The sequence below is a fragment of the Roseibium album genome, from assembly GCF_965233825.1.
GTDB classification, from domain to species: Bacteria; Pseudomonadota; Alphaproteobacteria; order Rhizobiales; family Stappiaceae; genus Roseibium; species Roseibium album.
The window spans coordinates 6,400,076-6,419,128 of sequence record NZ_OZ247583.1 but is presented as its reverse complement, the minus strand read 5'-3'; the positions used below and the strand labels follow the sequence as shown (position 1 = coordinate 6,419,128).

The 19,053-nt window shown below is 57.1% G+C and carries 15 protein-coding genes; 7 read left to right on the top strand and 8 right to left on the bottom strand.

Translation table 11 applies throughout. The features are described 5' to 3' along the window. Positions 1–2 precede the first annotated feature (2 nt). From ACO6TI_RS29490 to ACO6TI_RS29465, 6 genes are all read right to left on the bottom strand, one after another. Positions 3–1,130 (bottom strand): ABC transporter ATP-binding protein, encoded by a 1,128-nt coding sequence (locus ACO6TI_RS29490; protein ID WP_422383911.1) that lies wholly within the window; start codon positions 1,128–1,130, stop codon positions 3–5. Positions 1,131–1,203: 73 nt separating this feature from the next. Next, positions 1,204–2,415: an ABC transporter substrate-binding protein gene (locus ACO6TI_RS29485; RefSeq protein ID WP_055391672.1), complete on the bottom strand. Its 1,212-nt coding sequence runs from the start codon at positions 2,413–2,415 to the stop codon at positions 1,204–1,206. Positions 2,416–2,447: 32 nt separating this feature from the next. Continuing rightward, positions 2,448–3,290, bottom strand: a complete 843-nt coding sequence (locus ACO6TI_RS29480) for a carbohydrate ABC transporter permease (RefSeq protein ID WP_055391671.1) — start codon at positions 3,288–3,290, stop codon at positions 2,448–2,450. Beyond that, entirely contained in the window at positions 3,280–4,176 is an 897-nt protein-coding gene (locus ACO6TI_RS29475; protein ID WP_055391670.1) for a carbohydrate ABC transporter permease, read from the bottom strand. Before ACO6TI_RS29475 ends, ACO6TI_RS29480 begins: the two co-directional genes overlap by 11 nt. Positions 4,177–4,185: 9 nt before the next feature. Then, positions 4,186–5,352 (bottom strand): Gfo/Idh/MocA family protein, encoded by a 1,167-nt coding sequence (locus tag ACO6TI_RS29470; protein WP_108874188.1) that lies wholly within the window; start codon positions 5,350–5,352, stop codon positions 4,186–4,188. Continuing rightward, a complete protein-coding gene (locus ACO6TI_RS29465; protein WP_422383910.1) occupies positions 5,349–5,774 on the bottom strand; it encodes a hypothetical protein in 426 nt (141 codons plus the stop codon). The genes ACO6TI_RS29470 and ACO6TI_RS29465 overlap by 4 nt, the downstream gene beginning before the upstream one ends. Before the next feature lie 553 nt (positions 5,775–6,327). Here ACO6TI_RS29465 and ACO6TI_RS29460 point away from each other — a divergent pair. After that, positions 6,328–7,089, top strand: coding sequence for a GntR family transcriptional regulator (locus ACO6TI_RS29460; protein WP_104701214.1), 762 nt, complete (start codon positions 6,328–6,330; stop codon positions 7,087–7,089). A gap of 286 nt (positions 7,090–7,375) precedes the next feature. On the opposite strand, the gene ACO6TI_RS29455 is transcribed toward ACO6TI_RS29460, so the two are convergent. Continuing rightward, entirely contained in the window at positions 7,376–8,104 is a 729-nt protein-coding gene (locus ACO6TI_RS29455; protein WP_422383909.1) for a response regulator transcription factor, read from the bottom strand. Continuing rightward, positions 8,101–10,476 (bottom strand): ATP-binding protein, encoded by a 2,376-nt coding sequence (locus tag ACO6TI_RS29450; RefSeq protein WP_422383908.1) that lies wholly within the window; start codon positions 10,474–10,476, stop codon positions 8,101–8,103. Before ACO6TI_RS29450 ends, ACO6TI_RS29455 begins: the two co-directional genes overlap by 4 nt. A 221-nt stretch (positions 10,477–10,697) precedes the next feature. On the opposite strand from ACO6TI_RS29450, the gene ACO6TI_RS29445 reads away from it, so the two are divergent. Genes ACO6TI_RS29445 through ACO6TI_RS29420 form a run of 6 tightly spaced genes read left to right on the top strand, consistent with a single transcriptional unit; the run spans position 10,698 to position 18,940 of the window. Then, complete coding sequence (locus ACO6TI_RS29445; RefSeq protein ID WP_108874184.1) at positions 10,698–13,430, top strand: molybdopterin-dependent oxidoreductase; 2,733 nt, start codon at positions 10,698–10,700, stop codon at positions 13,428–13,430. Between the two features lie 28 nt (positions 13,431–13,458). Further along, complete coding sequence (gene clrB / locus ACO6TI_RS29440) at positions 13,459–14,439, top strand: chlorate reductase subunit beta (RefSeq protein ID WP_104701218.1); 981 nt, start codon at positions 13,459–13,461, stop codon at positions 14,437–14,439. A 57-nt stretch (positions 14,440–14,496) separates the two neighbouring features. Continuing rightward, positions 14,497–15,207 carry a molecular chaperone TorD family protein gene (locus tag ACO6TI_RS29435; RefSeq protein WP_209003435.1) on the top strand — a complete coding sequence of 237 codons (711 nt, stop codon included), beginning with the start codon at positions 14,497–14,499 and terminating at the stop codon, positions 15,205–15,207. Positions 15,208–15,220: 13 nt separating this feature from the next. After that, positions 15,221–15,994 (top strand): ethylbenzene dehydrogenase-related protein, encoded by a 774-nt coding sequence (locus ACO6TI_RS29430; RefSeq protein ID WP_196917556.1) that lies wholly within the window; start codon positions 15,221–15,223, stop codon positions 15,992–15,994. Between the two features lie 4 nt (positions 15,995–15,998). Continuing rightward, entirely contained in the window at positions 15,999–17,099 is a 1,101-nt protein-coding gene (locus ACO6TI_RS29425; protein WP_104701220.1) for a P-loop NTPase, read from the top strand. After that, positions 17,096–18,940: a hypothetical protein gene (locus ACO6TI_RS29420; RefSeq protein WP_422383907.1), complete on the top strand. Its 1,845-nt coding sequence runs from the start codon at positions 17,096–17,098 to the stop codon at positions 18,938–18,940. The genes ACO6TI_RS29425 and ACO6TI_RS29420 overlap by 4 nt, the downstream gene beginning before the upstream one ends. The last annotated feature ends 113 nt before the right edge of the window (positions 18,941–19,053 follow it).

Below are 19,053 nucleotides of genomic sequence, written 5' to 3'. Positions count from 1 at the left end.
TTTCAAAGATGCATTTCAGCCGGATCAAGCGTTGACACCGCCAGTCGCCGGTCAAATGCAAGGCCGTTTTCATCAAACAAGTGGCAGTCTGCGCCATTCAGACCCATGGAAATCGACGCACCGACTTTTGCCGGAGCTGAACCGGGCAGCAGGGCGCAGAACGTATTGCTGGCACCTTCCACCGAGCTGTAGGTTACGGTGTGTATGCCCAGATGTTCCACGACGCTGGGTGTGATTTCAATGGTCGCATCGGCCTGTTTCAGGGTCAGATCTTCCGGCCGAATACCAAGTGTGAAGGATCGGCCGACTATGTCGTCTCGTGGCAAAACCTTGACATCGAGATCCTGGCCGGAGGGGAGGGTGACCACAATCCCGGTCTCGTCAGCCTGTTTGCCCGTGACAGTGATGAAATTCATTTTCGGGTTACCGATAAAACCCGCGACAAACAGGTTCTGCGGCTTGTGATAAAGTTCAAGCGGTGTCCCGACCTGCGAGATGATGCCATGGTCCAGCACCACGATCCGGTCTGCCATGGTCATGGCTTCGACCTGATCATGGGTAACATAGATCATGGTCGCATCGAGGTTGTTGTGAAGCTTCGCCAGCTCGACGCGCATTTCGGCCCGCAGGGCCGCGTCGAGATTGGAAAGCGGTTCGTCGAACAGGAATACGGATGGTTCACGGACGATGGCACGACCGATCGCGACACGCTGACGTTGCCCGCCTGACAATTCGCCCGGCTTGTGCTTCAGACGCTCGGTCAGCTGAAGAATGCCGGCTGCGGCGTTGACCTTTTCCTCGACCTTGTCGTTGGACAGGCGTTCGACCCGAAGGGGAAACGCGATGTTCTCATAAACGCTCATATGCGGGTAAAGCGCATAGGACTGAAACACCATGGCGATGCCGCGTTTGACGGGCGGCAGGTTGTTCACGATCTTGCTGTCGATCGTGATATCACCGCCTGTAATTTCCTCAAGCCCTGCAATCATGCGCAGCAGGGTCGATTTCCCGCATCCGGACGGCCCGACAAAGACGATGAATTCGCCATGATCCACATCGAGATCAACGCCCTTGATGACTTCCATCTGGCCATAGTTTTTATACACGTCGCGCAGCTGCAACTCGCCCATGGTCATTCCTTATTACAAGAGGTGGCCGGGCCCCTGTCGTGGGAAAACAGGGGCCCGGTCAGTGCTCAAGGTGTTACTTGAATTCCTCAAGTTGCTCAGCGGCGATCTCGACTGCTTCCGCAGCTTCGACCTCGCCAAGGACAACACCTTGAACAGCTTCGTTGATCGTGTCCTGGAGCCCGACGTAGTCAGTTACAAACGGCTCTGGGCCACCGGTCGGGATGGCGTCCAGGAAGGCTTTCCAGGTCGGATCTTCCTGCAGGATTTCCGCGACCTGCGGCATGTCGCGCAGCGGCGTGTAACCTTCGGCGATTTCGAACGCCATCTGGTTTTCCGGATTGGTCAGGAGCTTGGCCAGCGACAGGGCCTGATCCTCGACACCCGATCCCTTGAACACTGCAAGGGAGTCTGTGATCAACAGAGTGCCTGCGCCACCGCTCGGTCCGTGCGGGAGTGGTGCCACGCCCCAGTTGACGTCCTTCACGCGTACCCGCTCCCACGGGCCGGAGATGAACATGCCGATTTTGCCTTCGGAGAACAGCGGGCGCAGTTTTGCGCGATCATAGGCAACCGGACCTGGTTGTGAGACGCTGGCCATCTTTCCATAGAAATCAAGAGCTTCGACATTGTTGGGAGAATTGAAGACGATTTCTCCGTCCGCGTTGATGACTTCGCCCCCGTTCGTATACACGTAGTTCATGAACTGGTGCATGGTGTTGTCGAAGGATGCTGCCGCCAGACCGAAGCCGTCTGCGTCGGTTTTGTCCTTGATCATCTTGGCGGCGTTATACATTTCATCCCAGGTCTTCGGGGGAGCTTCCGGATCGAGCCCAGCTTCCTTAAAGAGGTCCTTGTTCCAGTAAAGAGCCTTGGTGGAGAAGGCGCGCGGAAGACCCCACTGCTTGCCGTTCGCAGTAATCGTGCCAAGTATAGGCGGTGCATAGGTCGCCTTTTCTTCCTCGGTCATGTCGACAGGAATGATGAGGTCGTTCGCGGCAAGCTGCTTCAGCGTGCGCGAGCCCATGTAGGCGACCGCCGGAGGATTGCCCGCGCTGGCAAGTGTTGTCGATTTTTCCTGACACTGGCCCCAGGGCACGAATTCGACCTGGACCTTGTAGCCTGAATTCGCAGCTTCCCAATCGCTGATCAGCTGTTCCTGGAGTGGAATACCGGCCCCGGTGTTGTCGCCGCAATTGATCATGTGAATGACCTTGTCTTCCGCCTGGGCAGCGGTTGCAAGGGTCAGGGCGAAAGCTCCGCCCAAAAGCACTGATTTTAGTGTCATCTGTTTCCCTTTCTGGTTGGTTTTTCTTGTTGTTATTCCTTGACAGCGCCTGCCGTGAGCCCGGCGACGATGTAGCGTTGCAGGAACACATAGACGAACAGCACGGGCAGGATGCCCACGAGGCTGGCGGCCATGAGTTCGTTCCAGACAACCGATTGGCGTCCGAAGAATTGGAACAGGCCGACCGGCAGCGGGTTCAGCTCGTTCACGGAATTGAAAGTCAGCGCGTAGATGAATTGTTGAGCATAGGCCGTGATGAAGGCGGTAATCGTGACAACCACGATCCCGGGCAATGCGACTGGAATGATCACCCGAACGAGGGTGTATATCTTGCCCGCGCCATCAACCCAGGCCGCCTCTTCCAGCTCCTTCGGAATGCGCACCAGATAAGAGCGCAACAGCCAGATGCCTGTCGGGATCACAAAGGCCGTTCCGGGTGCAATCATCGCAAAATAGGTGTTCAGGAGCCCGTATTGCTGCATCAGCTTGAACAGCGGGATGATCAGGACAGCCCCCGAGAACATGTTCACCGCAATGAAGACCCCGAGAAGCGAATTGCGGGCCGGAAACTCGAACCGGGCGAACGCATAAGCGGCCGGAATGATGCACAGCAGACCGAGGATGGTTACCACGGTCGCGATAAAGAACGAATTGAGCATGTAGCGCCACAGCAGCGGCACATTCTTCCACATGGAGAAATAGGCCTCGAAGCTCATGTCATCCGTTATGAACCTGTAGGGAATGGAAAACAGGCCGCTGAGCGGGCGAAGTGACACGACAAATGCCTCGACAAACGGCGCCAGCACAAACGTCAGGAAGACCGCCAGCCCACAATAGATCAGCACATATTCGTACCAGCGATACTTATGCAGCATTGTTAGGGCTCCTTTTGGCAAGGCGCGAGAGCAGCACGAAATAGACGAATGTGAAGGAGCCGAGGAACAACACGATCATGACAGTCCGGGCAGCGCCTTCACCATACTTGAACCGGCTGATAGCGGTCTTGTAGGTGTCGATGATCATCGTGGTCGTGGCCCCGCGTGGACCACCTTCCGTCAGAATCCAGATGATGTCGAAGGAATTGAACGTCGCGATTGCGGACAGAAGGGCCATTGTGGCAATCGAGGGAATGATGAGCGGAAGCGTGATACGCCGGAACCGGTAGAACCGGGACGCACCGTCGACCCATGCTGCCTCGTAAAGATCTCTTGAGATAGACTGCATGGCGGCCAAAAGGTAAAGCGTAACCATCGGCACACCGATCCACACGTCAGTGACAATCGTCGCCATGAAGGCAGAATTCTTGTAGGCCAGGAACTCGAAGGGCGCGTCAAGAATGCCGATGCGCTGCGCCATGCCCGAGAGCATGCCGAACTGCCCATTATACATCCAGCCCCAGATGAAGACACCGATGGCAATCGGAATGACCCATGGGGGCATCACCAGAATACGAAACAAAGCCCTTCCGGGCACCATCGCATTCAGCAGAACAGCACCGAGTGTTCCAATCAGCATTTTCAGCGCGACTGAAAGACCCATCCAGTAGAATGTGCGGGCGATCACTTCCGGGAAACGCCGGGACATGATTTTCTCGTAGTTCGCCAACCCGACATATTCATAGTTCTGGCTCATGCCCGTGTTGGTGAAGGACAGCCTGAATGTCTCGATCAGCGGATACGCCACTATCGACACCATCACGAGTGTCGCCGGAACCAGCAACAGATATGGAAAATAGTCTTTCTGCTTTGCCGTATGTGCCATGGGTGCTCCTTAAGTCAGCCCGTAGCTGTCGAATTGCTGCCAGGTTTCGGTGAGGTCCAGGACCGATCGAGCACGGCGCGCTTCATCCAGTTTGATCGCAGTCAGTCCGGCTTCGAGCGCGTCCATAACATCGACCGGCAGACCGCCTCCCATCTTGAAGTAATGGTTGAGGTCGCGGGCCATTCCGTCGTCCGCGCCATAGTGTCCTTCGCGCTCTCCCGGCAGTTCCGATATATCGACAAGGCATTTTGACGTGAGGGCGTCGTGGACCTTGAAAAAGTTGCGAATGAAATCGCCTTCGGCCATTCCCTTGGTGCCCATGACCGCAAACCTGCGGAACTCATCCGGCACGTACATGTTGGTGTGGAAGCACAGGTTTGCGCCGTCCTCGTATTCAATCAGGGCAGTCTGGTAGTCGATCAGGTCGCCGTCGGAATCGAAGTCCGCGTTGCCGCCCCCCCAGCGGGGTGTAAAGGGGTCGACGCGGTCCCGGATTTCGGGTGCGGGAAAGCTGTGATCCTGGTCCGGCCTGTTTTCCGGAACAAAACTCTTGCGTCCGCCGAAACTTGAAACGAAGCGGGGTCTGGCGCCAACAACTCCCTGATACAGATCGAGGTCGTGACAGCATTTTTCCAGCATGAACCCGCCGGAATTCTTTTCGTACCGGCGCCAGTCCCGCATGAAAAACGAGCCATGATACGGGCCGATATGTTCTGCGGCTTCAATGGAAACGACTTTTCCGATCTGGCCGGCGGCAAGGCTCTTCTTCAGTTCCGCGTAAAGCGGTGAATACCGAAGCACCAGACCGACCAGAACCCGCCTGGCTCCATCATGAGCCTTCATCAGCTCGAGCAGTTCAAAGGTTTCAGCCTCGCTCGTGACGATCGGTTTTTCGCAAAAAATGTAGCGGACGTCGGATTTCAGTGCTGCTCTGAGGTGATCCATGTGCATGAAATTGGGTGATCCGATCATCAGCAGATCGAGATTTTCAAGGCGCAACATGCCCTCTAGATCATCATACGCCGTGAGCGTGTTTCCACTCCTGGCTTCAACGTGCTTCAAACCGGCGGGTGAGGGATCAACATAGGCGCAGGGATCGATCTCGCTCGAGACGTTCTGCAAGCAGTTGCTGACATTGGCGATGCGCGCGCCGAGGCCGACATATCCGGTTCTCATCCTGCGGTCTCCAGACAAGGGGCAATGGTATTTCGAAAAACTTGCTTTGGCATCAGGGCCGCGAAACTGAGATCGGCAACGGGCCCGTTTTCAGGTCCGGACCTGGTGCGCGCGATAACACCGGCATCGTTGATGATGCGACCCGGAAGGCCACACACCAGTTCGGGTCGATGTTGAAACGGACGATTGTTCAGGCGGGCAGAAACGGCAACATCGGCGTCACAGGAGCCGTCATCATTTGCCTTGATCAGCGACATTGGCGTTTGAGCGCTGCCTTTTTCGATGCAGCACTCAATTGTCAGAAACAACCCGTGTCCAACCATTGCCATGGATGCGGCAGGGCGGATTTTCCGAACCGTGCCGTGCCCTTGCGAATTGTCGCGGCGAATAAAGGGTTTGTCGATATCAAGACAGGTGATCATCGCATGTTCAAACGCCCCTGGTTGTAGACCTTAGCATTTTTCTATAATACCAAAATGCAACCAATCAGTCTCAGAGTAAACCAAAAAAATAATTGGCATCGTCTTTTTAACGAAATGGCTCGCGAACGTGGAACGCATTCGGAGCGTTTGGAAAGAGATTTGAACCTCGCATTTCAATAGATCTGCGCGCCGTACTCCGTGGCCTTGCGAACAAATTCGCAAATCGTGCCTTACAGTCGATTTCAAATACAAGACACGGAAGCAGGCGTTCTGGTTGGCGACAAAAAAGAAAAATTTGCCGATGAATTCGAGCACGGCAAGTCAGTACAACGGCTTTCAGGGTATTGTTTCCAGAAAAGTTTTTATCCAGACAATTGCTATGCGTCAGGACGATCAATTGATGGACAGCAGTGAAGCATGCTGATGACGTCCGAGCGCCTGAATGACAGATACTGCGCCCCGGTCAAAGTTTTGATGCTTGCTTTTCAGAAAAAGGAGAGCTTTAATTGGTATCTGAAAGGTATTGTTTTCTTTACCCGAGGTGCCTCGCTCCATGAATGACTTCATTTCCATGTTGGAAAACGGTGACTGGCAGACGGGGTCCCGTGGTCCGCGGTACCTGCAATTGCGGCGGCGCATTCAACTGGCAATCGACGAGGGAGTGCTGAAAGAGAATGAACCGCTGCCGTCAGAGCGTGAAATTGCGGTGATCACGGACCTGTCCCGGGTAACCGTCCGCAAGGCCGTTGCCGGATTGGTGGAGGACCGGACCGTAGTCCAGAAGCGCGGTAGCGGCTCCTTTGTCGCGCCCAGGGTCCGGAAGGTCGAACAACGTCTTTCCAGCCTGACATCATTCAGCGAAGACATGGCGCGACGCGGGTTGGCGGCCAGCAGTGAATGGTTGCAACGCGGGCTGTTTCCTGCATCCCCGGAAGAAATTTTCGCGCTCGGGCTGAGTTCGGGAGAGAGAGTTGCAAGGGTTGAGCGCTTGCGAAAGGCCGACGGTATTCCAATGGCGATTGAAAGGGCGTCGCTGTCGGAAAAAATCCTGCCGAACCCTGAAAAAGTGTCCTCATCGCTCTATGCCGTCTTGCGGTCAACAGGCATGCAACCGGTTCGTGCCATTCAGCGCATTTCCGCAAGATGCCTGGAGGCGGTCGACGCGGAAATTCTGAAGATCCCGATCGGTTCCGCAGGATTGAAGATCGAACGGGTTTCCTATCAAACTACTGGTCAAGTTGTTGAATTCACACGATCCGTGTATCGCGGCGATGCTTATGACTTTGTGGCAGAACTCCAGATTTCGGAGGAGTGAATTCCTGACCGCACCCAGCGGATGACCGTACTGGGCACGTCTGAACCGAAATGTACAGGTCCAGTCCCGGCAAGGTGTTCGTTAGCCAATTTTCGTCGGGTTGCCTTCGTTTGTCGGAAATCTACTGATTTGACTTCAAGTCGGCTCCTGACCGGCGCCCGTCCAAACGGAAGCATCTCAAGATTCAAGTGTGTTTTTGGTTGCTGCGCTGCGATCCACCTATTTGCAAAAAACAGCAGCGCTTGACCAAAGGTTCCGGTCTTGCAACGGGTCCTGCTGCAAGGCTTTAATCAATCCGGTTGAGCACATAGCCGAACCGGTGAATTGTGACGATTTTCGCCGTGCCTGGTGGGATCCGTCGCCGCAATCTTGCAACCAGAACGTCAACAGTACGATCCCCGGCGGTCCAGTCCCTGCCACAAACATATCTTGTGAGGTCGTCTCGGCTCTGCGGGACGCCTGGTTCGAGCAGAAAGGCATGTAAAAGGCGAGACTCCGCCGGGGGCAGGTAGACTTCGGCAGTATCGACACGAAGCAATCTCGTTCCAGCCTGGAAGAACAGCCTGCCAAGCGAAATCGGATCCAGATGCGTCTGACGCTGCTTTTCAAGCCGCTGTACAAGAAGTGAGCGCACCCTGCTGCTGAGTTCACCGGGACTGAAGGGTTTGGTGACGTATTCTTCAGCGCCAAGCCCCAGACCGAGGATCTTGTCGTGATCCTCGTTCATCGAGGTCAGCACGATAACAGGGCAGTCGCTGCTCTGTTTGATCGTGCGCAGGAGCAGCAAGCCGTCACTATCGGGCAGCTTGCGATCCAGAAGGATCAGGTCGAAGCGGCTTTGACCGAGCATGTCTTCGGCGGTCCGCGCGCAGTCAGCCTTGTGGTAGTCGCCACCGGCAATCCGCACGATGTCCCCCAGCATCAATTGAACGACCGGATCGTCATCGACGCAAAGCACGGAGCCGAGAATTTTCTGGTGGTGGCGAACTGGAGTCTGGTAGGTGCCGAGGGTCATGAGAAGCCGACCGACTTTCTTAGCTCAACCCAGGTTGCCAGCTTTGGCAAATCCAGATCGAGCCGACCAACCAGGGGTTCGATTTCAGTGTCGCCGGCGGGTTCCTGACAGCGTCTTTCAAGCTCGCGCAGCGGCGTTTCCAGTTCGTGCAATCCAAGAACGGCCGAGCTTCCTGCGAGCCGATGCGCCTGTCGGCCCAATTTCCTCTTGTCATTGCCCGAAGTGATATCGGATCTGAACTCGTTCCAAGCGTCCTGGAAGGCTTCGGTCATCGCGCGTACGGTATCATGGGTCAGCCCATCCAGGTTCCCTTTCGGTGCTGCCTTGCCGGTCGAGGCGGTCGAACCGGATGACTGCGCTGGAACCAGCAATGCTGCCGAAAGTGTCTGGAGGTCGGCCGGCTTGGCCAGGATGCGGTGAAAGCGTTGACTGAGGTCGTTGTTGCCTTCAAGCGCTTCGACATTGGCCGTCAAAGCGACATAGCGTGCTTGTGCGCGCGCATTCTGCCGCAATTTGTCGACCAGCGACGGTCCATCGCCGTCAGGCAGAATGTAGTCGACCACGAAGACGGCATATTCGGATGACCGGGCGAGTCGGTTGGCATCATGCACCGAGGCGGCAAGGTCGACCTGAAAGCCCAGACGCTCGAGCAAACGTTTCGTCACCGTGCTGCCAATCGGATCATCGTCAACGAGCAGACAGCGGCGTGCAAAATGCGGAAGCGCTTCAACCGAGGGCGAAATCCCTTCATTTTTCGCAACAGGTGCGGCGCATACCTCGAACGGCAATTCAAACCAGAGCAAGGCACCCACGTCGCGATTTTCGTAACCTATTTCGCCTCCCATGGCCTGGACGAGATGATGTGCGATCGCCAACCCGAGGCCGGTGCCTCCGTTTCCCGTATCTCTTGCACTGGTTCGTTCAAATGGCCGGAAGAGCGCCTCCCCATCGTCAGCGGAGAGGCCGGGGCCATGGTCGCGGATCTCAAATCGCAGCAAGGTCCCGCCGCCTTTGCCGGTTGCCTCCGAAACGTTGACCCTGACACCGCGACCGTCGTCGACCCGCATGGCATTGGAGACAAGGTTGCTCAGCACCTGTTGCGTCATTGCCCAGTCGATCTTGATGGCGGCCGGCAACTCGGGCACGACATTGAAATCCAGGTGCGAAGTACTTCGGGTGCGCCGAACGGTGGCAATCCGTTCAAATTCACCGAGCGTGTGCTTGAGATCAATCGCGATGGGCCGCGATGGAGGCGGTCCATTGCCGCATTTGGAATAGTCCAGAACATTGTTGAGGGTCTGCAACAGGGTCTGGCCGGCCGCCTCGATGACATCGAGGAAATCATCGGCACTGTCATTGTCCGCGGTCCGCAGCAATTCAGTTGCTCCGAGCACACTGTGAAGAGGTGTGCGAATTTCATGGCTCATTGTTGCGAGGAAGCGCGACATTCCCCGTTCGGACTGCTGCGCAAGTTCCGCTGCTCGCCGGTGTTGCGTGACGTCATTCAACAGAACCACGTGCCCGATCTTGATGTTCTCGACAGCGTCGTGAAGTGCCCGCCTGCGAACGTCGAAGCAGCGGGTCCCGTTCAGCGTCTCGAGCCAGACCGACTGGTCATGCTCCGTGGCAGCGGCCTTGATCTGGCCGATAACGGTCTGCAAGGAACTTTTCCGCTCGCTCATGGAGCGCAGATAGACAATCTCACCTGCCTCGGCATCACCCAGAAACAATTCTGCAGCAGCCTTGTTCGCATTCAGTAAATTCTGTGACTTGTCGAGAAGAAATGCCGGATTTCGCAGGCTTTCGAAAACCGCAAAATAACGATCCTTGTCGAGCGACATCGCTCTTGCACGTTCCTGAAGTTCGCGCAGTCGCACGTTTTCGTTCGAGTTGGTCCAGTCGGCGGTAATGCTGAGTTCGGTCTCGTCAAAAAAGTCGCGGACACGATTGGTCACCTGCGGATGGAATTTGGCCGGCAGGTCCTCAAGCATGGAAACATAGAGATTTCGGAAGTGCTTGAAGAGGCCGATATACATCGGCAGTGTTATACCCAGCGAGCGGTGCTGACGCGCAATCTTGCGCATGCGGGTGAAGCGAGGATCCGACTTGTAGTCGAGCGTTGCCATCGGGCCGGTTGCGTCCGTCTCGGCGATTGCAAGATAATTGCCGAGACACTCCGTGATGCTCAATACGGCTGAAACCCAGGCCGCACGAATGGTTGTCGTGAACGGCGCATAACCATTCAGCTTTGCAATCTCGATCGAACGATCGACAAGTACGTCCTGGCGTTTTTCAAGATACGAGACCGCTATTCCGGCCAAGTTGTGCGGACCGGTTTGCAGCCCGCCGTCGCAACGGTCATCAGCTGTCATCTGCATAGCAGCCCTTGCAGGCCGTCCTCTCCACCTATGCTTTCGAGTGGATTACATCAGATCCGGTGCAGATAAGGAAGTGGCTTCCGGATCTGTTTACATGTTGTTTACATCCGTTCACAACTTCGCAGCCTTTGAAACACTTCCCCTTGCTATCGTGAATACGGAGAGACGAGGACCGCGCGTCGTTTTCGGCACGGCGGTGGATGGGGAGGATAGTCATGCTGCGCATGAAGCGTCGGGATTTCCTGAAAAGCACCACGCTGGTCGGCGCCGGGGTACTGGCCGCGGACAAGTCATGGGCACTCAATCGGCTGGAACCGATCGAGGACACGCTCGACACCGAGTACCCGTATCGCGACTGGGAAGATCTTTATCGTCGTGAATTTACCTGGGACAAGATCGGCAAGGCGGCGCATTGCATCAACTGTGTCGGCAACTGCGCGTTCGATGTCTACGTAAAGGACGGGATCGTTCTTCGCGAAGAGCAGCTTGCCAAGTACCCGCAAATCAATCCGAACGTCCCCGACGCCAATCCACGTGGCTGCCAGAAAGGCTCGATCCATTCTTCTGCCATGTATGACGCCGACCGGCTGCGCTACCCGTTGAAGCGGGTCGGAAAGCGCGGCGAGGGCAAATGGCAGCGCATGGAATGGGACGAGATCACCGAAGAAATTGCAGACAAGGTGATCGACATCTTTGTCAAGCATGGGCCGGGCAAGCTCATGACACATACGGGGTCAGGCAATCTGTCCATGGTCAGGTTTGCGGCCCCGTATCGCTTTGCCTCCCTGGTAGGCGGGGTTCAACTCGATATCTTTACCGACGTGGGCGATCTGAACACGGGCGCCCACCTGGCGTACGGCAATCCGCTGGAAAGCTTCACCTCGGATGCCTGGTTCGATGCAGACTACATCATGATGTCGCTGTTCAATCCGAATGCCACGCGTATTCCGGACGCGCACTATATCTGGGAAGCCAAGTATAACGGCGCCCGCGTCGTTTCCGTCGCACCCGATTACAATCCGTCCTCGATCCATGCCGATCTGTGGATGCCGATCAAACAGGGGGCCGATCCCTTTCTGTCGATGTCCTTCGTCAACGTGATCATCGAGGAAAAGCTCTACAAGCCGGACTTCATGAAGGAGCAGACTGATCTGCCCGTACTGGTCCGTGCCGACACCGGAAAGATGCTGCGCGAGGTCGACATCAAGGCGGATGGCTCCGACCAGGTCTTCTACCACTGGGATCTCAATTCCGGTGCGGCCGTTGCCGTGAAGGGTTCCATGGGATCCGAGGACAAGACACTCGCCCTGGAAGGTATCGATCCGGCGCTTGAAGGAACCTTCACAGTCGAAGGCATCGAGGTCACTACGGTCTTTGAGAAGGTCAAGGCAGAGGCATCCAAATATTCGCCGGAAGCAACAGCATCGGAGACCGGCCTTGCCGCGGAAATGGTACGGGCCGAAGCCCGCCTCTTTGCCGGTGCCCGCAAGGCAATCCTGATGACCGGATTCAATATCGGCCGCTATTCCAACGGTATCTATACAGGCTGGGCCCAGACGCTGATGCTTGCCCTGACCGGGCATGGCGGCAAGACAGGAGGCCTCGATACCTCCTGGATCGACTGGAAACACATTCCCTGGCTCAGTCTCGCCCTGTTCGGTTTCGAGAAATTCCCGCGGCTGGAACCGGGCGGGCTCGGCGAATTCCAGCGTGGCAAGATGCTCGAACAGGCCCGCAAGCATTTCGACAATGACAAACTGAAGGATCGGGTCGGCTTCAATCTCGACGAGATGGAGGAGGCGATCAACGAGAGCATTCAGGAAGGCTGGATGCCTTATAACGGCGATGTGAAAGGCCTGATCTCGATCGCGGACAACAAGTTCCGCCGCAACAAGTTTGCCGACAAGTATCGCGAGCACATCCTGCACGAAGTCGAGGAGTTGTTCGTTGATATCAATGTGCGGATGGACAGCACCGCCCAGTGGGCCGATTACCTGCTGCCTGCGGCGAGCCACTATGAGGCCTGGGACCTGAGATCGGTTGGCTTCCATCGGTTCGTGAACGTCTTTTCACGTCCGGTCGACCCGATCGGTGAAGCCAAACCCGACTGGGACATCATGGTGCTTCTGAGCAAGAAGATCCAGGAACGCGCCATCGCGCGGGGCGTGGAAGGGTTTGAAGACGGCAATGTCAGCCGGGATCTTCACACGATTTACGACGACTTCACCATGAACGGCACCTTGATGACCGACTACGACGCCACGAAGTGGTTGGTCGACAACAGCCCGGAATTGGGTGGTGTCACGCTTGAGGAAGCCGCGGAACGCGGGTTCATCGTCATGAATGCCGAGGGCGGCAACAACCAGCCGATCCCACCGGACGAACCCTACAATCCGTTTGTCGCGCAAACAGAGGACAAGAAACCTTATGAAACGCTGACGGGACGCATCACGTTCTACTGCGATCACCCCACTTTCGAAAAGATGGGCGCGACCGTTCCGACTGCCCGGCACCATGCGGGACGCGAAGCATCGAATTATCCGCTGTCATTCTACTCGCCGCACACCCGCTGGGGCATCCATTCGAACTGGCGCTCCAACAAGTTCATGCTGAGGCTGCAGCGCGGTGAACCAAACATCTATATCAGCCCGAAACTTGCGGCGCGCAAGGGTATCACCGACGGTTCGATGGTCCGGATTTTCAACGGGGTCGGCGAGTTCTTTGCCCAGGCAAAATTCTACCCGAGCCTGCCTGAAACGGCGATCATGATGGAGCATGGCTGGGAGCCCTATCAATACGAACAGATGAAGCCGATGAACGACGCGATGGCAACCCTGATCCAGCCTCTGGAACTCGCAGGCGGTTGGGGGCACCTGGGCTTCAAACTCTTCAAATGGAATGCAAATCAGCTTGCTCATGAAAGCAGTGTGGACGTGGAGCCGGCGTAAGCGGCACCGAGGGGAGGAGGTTTAAGTCATGGCCGTGAAACGTCAACTCAGCATGGTGATGGATCTGAACAAGTGCATCGGGTGCCATACCTGTACGTCCGCTTGCAAACTGCAATGGACCAACCGGAATGGCCGGGAATACATGTACTGGAACAACGTCGAAACGATGCCAGGTACCGGTTATCCGAAGAACTACGCCGACATGGGCGGTGGTTTCGACGGTGATGGTGCTCTGCGCCTGGGAACGGAACCGGCGCCGGAGGACTACGGTGTTCCGTGGGAGTACAACTACGAAGAAGCGCTGATGACAGGAACCGATCCCTGGCTGCGCCCGAATGTCAAACCGACCTGGGGTGCGAACTGGGACGAGGATGAAGGCGAAGGCGATTATCCCAACAGCTACTACTTCTATCTGCCAAGGCTTTGCAATCATTGCGAAAACCCGGCGTGCCTGGCGGCCTGCTCACGCAATGCGATCTACAAGCGTCAGGAGGACGGTATCGTCCTGATCGATCAGGAACGCTGCCGCGGATACCGGTATTGCGTTTCTGCCTGTCCCTACAAGAAGGTCTATTTCAACGAGGAGATTTCCAAGTCCGAGAAATGCATCTTCTGCTACCCGCGGATCGAAAAGGGATTGCCGACCGCCTGCGCCAAGCAATGTGTCGGGCGTATTCGCTGGATTGGCTATCGAGATGACGAAGCAGGTCCGATTCACCAGCTGGTTGAAAAATACAAGGTGGCCCTGCCGCTGCATCCTGAATGGGGGACCAAGCCAAACGTGTTCTATGTCCCGCCGATGTCACCGCCTAAGATAGACGGCAGCGGAGGCGCGACGGCGGAGAGCAGGGTGCCGATGGAGTATCTGGAGAGCCTGTTCGGCAATGGTGTCAAGGCAGCGCTTGATACACTCGCGTCAGAGCGCGAGAAAAAGGCCGGCGGAGGCGACAGCGAGCTGATGGACACCCTGATCGGCTATCGCCATGCCGAAATGTTCAAGCTGAGCTGAGCCATGTCCGTTCACACTCCAGACCGTCTTCCGATGGGAAATTCCCCGGAGCGGGCCATGGCAAAGGAGACGCTGTGGCGGCTCTCCGCCCTGGCCTGCGGGCACCCGACACCCGAATTTTATGAAGCGGTTGCCTCGCGGCAGTTTCATGATGCCTTCAGTGCTGCCTGGGCCCAGGTTGCGGGGCAGGGCTGGCCGGGTGCCGATGTGTCGCCGAATTTCGAAGCTTTCGAGGCGGGCTACATCTCAGCCTTCCTGCACGGGCGCAACGGCAAGCCGCTCGCAGCATTGCTCGTCGGGGAAAACGAAGACATCCTTGCGGGTCTGACCCGGCCGGTCTTCATGCTCAACATTGCAGCTTTCTACAAGCATTTCGGTCTGAAGCCGTCGATCACGGACGAGGGGCGCCACGACGAACCGGATCATCTGGCCTGCATGCTGGAGTTCATGGCTGTTCTTTGTCACCTGGAAGCACACGCGCTGAAAAACGAGCGCGACCCTTCGCCTTATCGCCGCGCGCAGCGTGACTTTCTGTGCCGGTATCTTGGCCCGGCCCTCGACGCGGTCGCAGGACAGCTGCGGCGGGCCGCCTTGCCGAACCTCGATCCGACGATTTTCACGCTCTTGCAGGATATGGACCGGTGGTCACTGGCTCAGATCAGTGAACTTGAAACACGCGTCGGTCCCTTCAACGACCCGGACGCGCCGCAGCAGGCTCACAAGGCCGCTCCTGCAAGTCAGTCAGCTCCACAAAACCTTTGGGGATAAGGAGATCACATCCATGAGACATCTGTCCCGACTAGTTGCGGTTACCGCCGTGCTATCTTTGACCGTACCAGCCTATGCCGAGGGCCTGGAGATTGTCGATGCGAATGTGAAACTGCTGGAGGCCGGAGACACGGTCGCGGTTTCCAAGATCCCCGATGGGATCTACCTGCGCAGTACCAACGATCCTGACGATGTGATCTGGGAGCGTCTTCCGGAGTATCGTGTTCACGTAGGCCCGGCGCCTGCAGTGCACGAATCTGTCGATCTTCGCGTCGACTACGACGACGAGGGGCAGTACGTGTTCCTGACCTTTGCGCGCACCGCGGAACGGTTCTATGTGCGCATGCGCTGGCGCGACGAAACGGCCGACACGGTGACCAGGAGCAACCGGTTCAGAGACGCGGTTGCCGTTCAGTTCTCGCTCGGGGATGACGAGACGTCCTACGTGATGGGAGACGGGCCCGGCGCGCCGGTAAACATCTGGTACTGGCGTTCCGATCAAGGTGACATTCAAAGTCTTGCCGCAGGCGGGCCGGGCAGCACCACCACGCTGGAGGATCAGCCGGTGAGCGGCGATGCCATGTATCTCGACAAGCGGGGGAATGATGCCAATGAATGGACCGTCGTGATGTCACGGGAAATTTCCACGGAGGGCGACTACCAGGTATCCTTCGAGCAGGACATCGTGCCGATGGCATTCGCACTCTGGCAGGGCGCAAACGATGAGCGTGACGGGCTGAAACGTGTGTCCGACGGCTGGATCCTCGTCGACCTGAGCGGCGGTTGACGCCATGACCTTCGGACCGAAGACCACCTCGCTCGACTGCGGCCTCGGACATGCCTGCCAGTTTTGTCCCGAAGAAACGCATTGCACTCTGGACAAGCCTCTTCACAACAAGCGTCTCATCGAAAACCGCCTTGAGGAAATCGGCCACATCATCGTGGTGCTCGCAAACAAGGGTGGTGTCGGCAAGAGCACGGTGTCGGCCAATCTTTCCGCCGGCCTTGCCAGGCTCGGCTTTCGGGTCGGTGTTGCCGATGCCGATATCCACGGACCGAACCAGAGCCGGTTTTTCGGATTTGCCGGTGGACGGACCCGCACGACATATGACGGCCTGAAGACGCTGGCTTTCGAAGCGGACGGAATTTCCCATCCGGTTAAAGTCGGATCGCTGGCCTTCATGCTGGAGGATGACAGCACACCAGTAGTCTGGCGCGACGCGTACAAGCACGACTTCATCCATCACCTGATCGGAAGTTTCGACTGGGGATCGCTCGACTATCTGGTGGTCGACATGCCACCGGGCACCGGAAATGAGCTGATTACGCTTTGCGACATGCTTGAAGGATCGGACGTATCTGCGGTCCTGGTCACCACGCCGCAGGCGGTCGCGCAAATGGACAGTCTCAAGGCGGGGCGGTTCTGCAATGAACGCGGGCTGCCCGTGATCGGTGCCGTTGAAAACATGGCAGGGATCGTGTGTCCGCATTGCAGCGAAGAGTTCCATCTGTTTCCTGATGCGGGTCTTGGCGAAGCGCTCGAGGGGCTGGGAATAAGCCGTCTTGCGGCTATCCCGCTTGCCCCCGAGCTCGCCATGGGGTCGGACACCGGTCAGCCCGTGGTTACCGAGCGACCGGAAAGTGCGGTGGCACGTGCATTCGAACCATTGATTGAGGCTGTTGCCGCTACCGGACGTGCCGGATTCGATGCAGCAGTTGCGCATACTCTTGGCGAGGTGTTCCAGACAAATCTCGAGGATGAAGCGCTGCGAACCGCATTGGCGGATCTTCCGGCAGGTCAACAGGAAGAGCTGGGTGACGAAATTGCAGCTTTGCTGAGCCAGGAGACAGGCCGGCTGCGGGACATGACAGGGCGAAACGGAGCTGAATGATGCAAACCGTAACGGAAGACGTTTCGCGCCGGGATTTTTTTCGCGGCCGGATATCCAGGACGGCATCGGAACCCGGTGGCTGGCTGCAGATTGATGAACTTTCCGCCGGAGCGGGTGACGTCTTCTGGGACGGTTGGGCAGACGAGGCGGGGGTCTTTGTTGCCGGTGATGACGGTGTGATCTTTCACTTCGATGGAACGGAATGGAAACGTCAGCCTGTTTCCGCTCCGGTGCCTGTTCACTCGCTCTGGGGAACATCAAGAAACGACCTGTGGGCTGTGGGCTGGATGGGGCTGGTCCTGCATCATGACGGCAGGGTTTGGACAAAGGTTCGTGGTTGCGTCACGAATGAAGGCGGAAAATACTCCGACGCATCGGAGAACGCCCCGCTGTTCGGCGTTGCCGGATTGCCAAATGGCCAAGCCTGGGCCGTGGGTGACCGCGGAACAATCCTGCACTTTGACGGTCAGGACTGGGTATCGGAGAATTCCGGTGTTCGCGCACATTTGCGCTGCGTCGTCATTTTGCCGGATGGCAGGGTTCTGGCAGCCGGTGGAGACGGTATCGTCCTGATCCGGAACGAAGACGGGCAATGGCACAAGCAATCCTGTCCGATCCATTCCAATTTTACCTCGGCACTGCCTCTTGAAGACAACACGGTCTTGCTGGCAGGGGGACGGTATTTCGTGGATGCGAACGGGTTTCGAGGAGATCTCGTGCTGTGGGATGGAAAGTCGTTCAAGACGCTCTTCGCAGAGAAGACGTTTTCACGGTTCCGGGCGCTTGCTGCCTACAAGCACGGCGCAATCCTGGTCGGCGATGCGGGTCAAATGCATCTGCTGGGGCATGACGGGATCGAGCGACTGGACAGTGGTACCAATCACGATCTTCTCGGCATCGTCACGCTTGCGACAGGCGAGGTGGTCTCGGTGGGAGATTTCGGAACTGCCTTGACGGCAAATGCGACGGCGTTGGAGAATTTCAAACCCTATGTTGCAACCCGTGAAGCTGCGACGCTCTGGGAACCTGTTGCCAGTGGCACCGATCGACAGCTCTGGGGTGTGTGGCATGACACCCGACAAGATGAACTCTTTGCCTGTGGCGAAGAAGGTACTGTTCTTGTGTTCGATCGCGGGAAGTGGGAAGCGCTTCCTCCTGTCAATGACCTGGGTATCCATGCGCTGAGCAGAGCTCCGGACGGTGGTCTTCTGGCGGCCGGTCAGATGGGTGAGATACACCAGTTTGACGGCGCGAAATGGCGGAAAGTCTACGATTTGCACATGGATGTGACCATTCTTTCACTCTGGTCGGACGGCTCGACATTTTTCGCCGCGGGAGACGAGGGACTGGTTCTGTGCAAAACGCCGGAATCGGCGGACTGGGTTCGAGCGGCAAGCGGCACAAAAAGCGCGCTTTACGGTCTTTGGGGACCGGATGACAGACATATCCTAGCGGTTGGCGATTTCGGTCTGGTTCAGCGTTGGAACGGCGAATGCTGGGATGAATTCAACGCAGGAACGGAGTATTTTCTGTTTGATGTCTGGGGGCGGGCCCTGAACGACATTTTCGTCGTCGGTCTCTCCGGCACAATTGGCCACTTCGATGGAACCAGATGGACCATCACACCGGCCAGGGCGCGAGCCGACCTGCTTGCCGTCACCGGGAATGACCGCGAGGTGATAGCGGTCGGTGCGGCGGGTACGATCTATCGTCATGACGGAACGGTCTGGCGCAGGGATCCCGGTGGAACGGATGTCGGCTTGCGAGCGGTCTCGACAACACCGGACGGCGGATTTATCGCGGCGGGTGATCGCGGCACGCTGATTGTTCGCCTGCCGTAACCGCCCAGGCGCTCGCACATCCGAATCTGATCTGCATGAAAACGTCGCCTTGCGGGTTTGTCTGCTGATAATGACCCCGACGTGTTGCCAACGCACGGGGTTCATTCGATGAC

Coding starts and splice junctions, on each gene's coding strand:
- ACO6TI_RS29490 (WP_422383911.1), bottom strand. CDS start 1,130: ATGGGCGAGTTGCAGCTGCGCGACGTGTATAAAAACTATGGCCAGATG.
- ACO6TI_RS29485 (WP_055391672.1), bottom strand. CDS start 2,415: ATGACACTAAAATCAGTGCTTTTGGGCGGAGCTTTCGCCCTGACCCTT.
- ACO6TI_RS29480 (WP_055391671.1), bottom strand. CDS start 3,290: ATGCTGCATAAGTATCGCTGGTACGAATATGTGCTGATCTATTGTGGG.
- ACO6TI_RS29475 (WP_055391670.1), bottom strand. CDS start 4,176: ATGGCACATACGGCAAAGCAGAAAGACTATTTTCCATATCTGTTGCTG.
- ACO6TI_RS29470 (WP_108874188.1), bottom strand. CDS start 5,352: ATGAGAACCGGATATGTCGGCCTCGGCGCGCGCATCGCCAATGTCAGC.
- ACO6TI_RS29465 (WP_422383910.1), bottom strand. CDS start 5,774: ATGATCACCTGTCTTGATATCGACAAACCCTTTATTCGCCGCGACAAT.
- ACO6TI_RS29460 (WP_104701214.1), top strand. CDS start 6,328: ATGAATGACTTCATTTCCATGTTGGAAAACGGTGACTGGCAGACGGGG.
- ACO6TI_RS29455 (WP_422383909.1), bottom strand. CDS start 8,104: ATGACCCTCGGCACCTACCAGACTCCAGTTCGCCACCACCAGAAAATT.
- ACO6TI_RS29450 (WP_422383908.1), bottom strand. CDS start 10,476: ATGACAGCTGATGACCGTTGCGACGGCGGGCTGCAAACCGGTCCGCAC.
- ACO6TI_RS29445 (WP_108874184.1), top strand. CDS start 10,698: ATGCTGCGCATGAAGCGTCGGGATTTCCTGAAAAGCACCACGCTGGTC.
- clrB (WP_104701218.1), top strand. CDS start 13,459: ATGGCCGTGAAACGTCAACTCAGCATGGTGATGGATCTGAACAAGTGC.
- ACO6TI_RS29435 (WP_209003435.1), top strand. CDS start 14,497: ATGGCAAAGGAGACGCTGTGGCGGCTCTCCGCCCTGGCCTGCGGGCAC.
- ACO6TI_RS29430 (WP_196917556.1), top strand. CDS start 15,221: ATGAGACATCTGTCCCGACTAGTTGCGGTTACCGCCGTGCTATCTTTG.
- ACO6TI_RS29425 (WP_104701220.1), top strand. CDS start 15,999: ATGACCTTCGGACCGAAGACCACCTCGCTCGACTGCGGCCTCGGACAT.
- ACO6TI_RS29420 (WP_422383907.1), top strand. CDS start 17,096: ATGATGCAAACCGTAACGGAAGACGTTTCGCGCCGGGATTTTTTTCGC.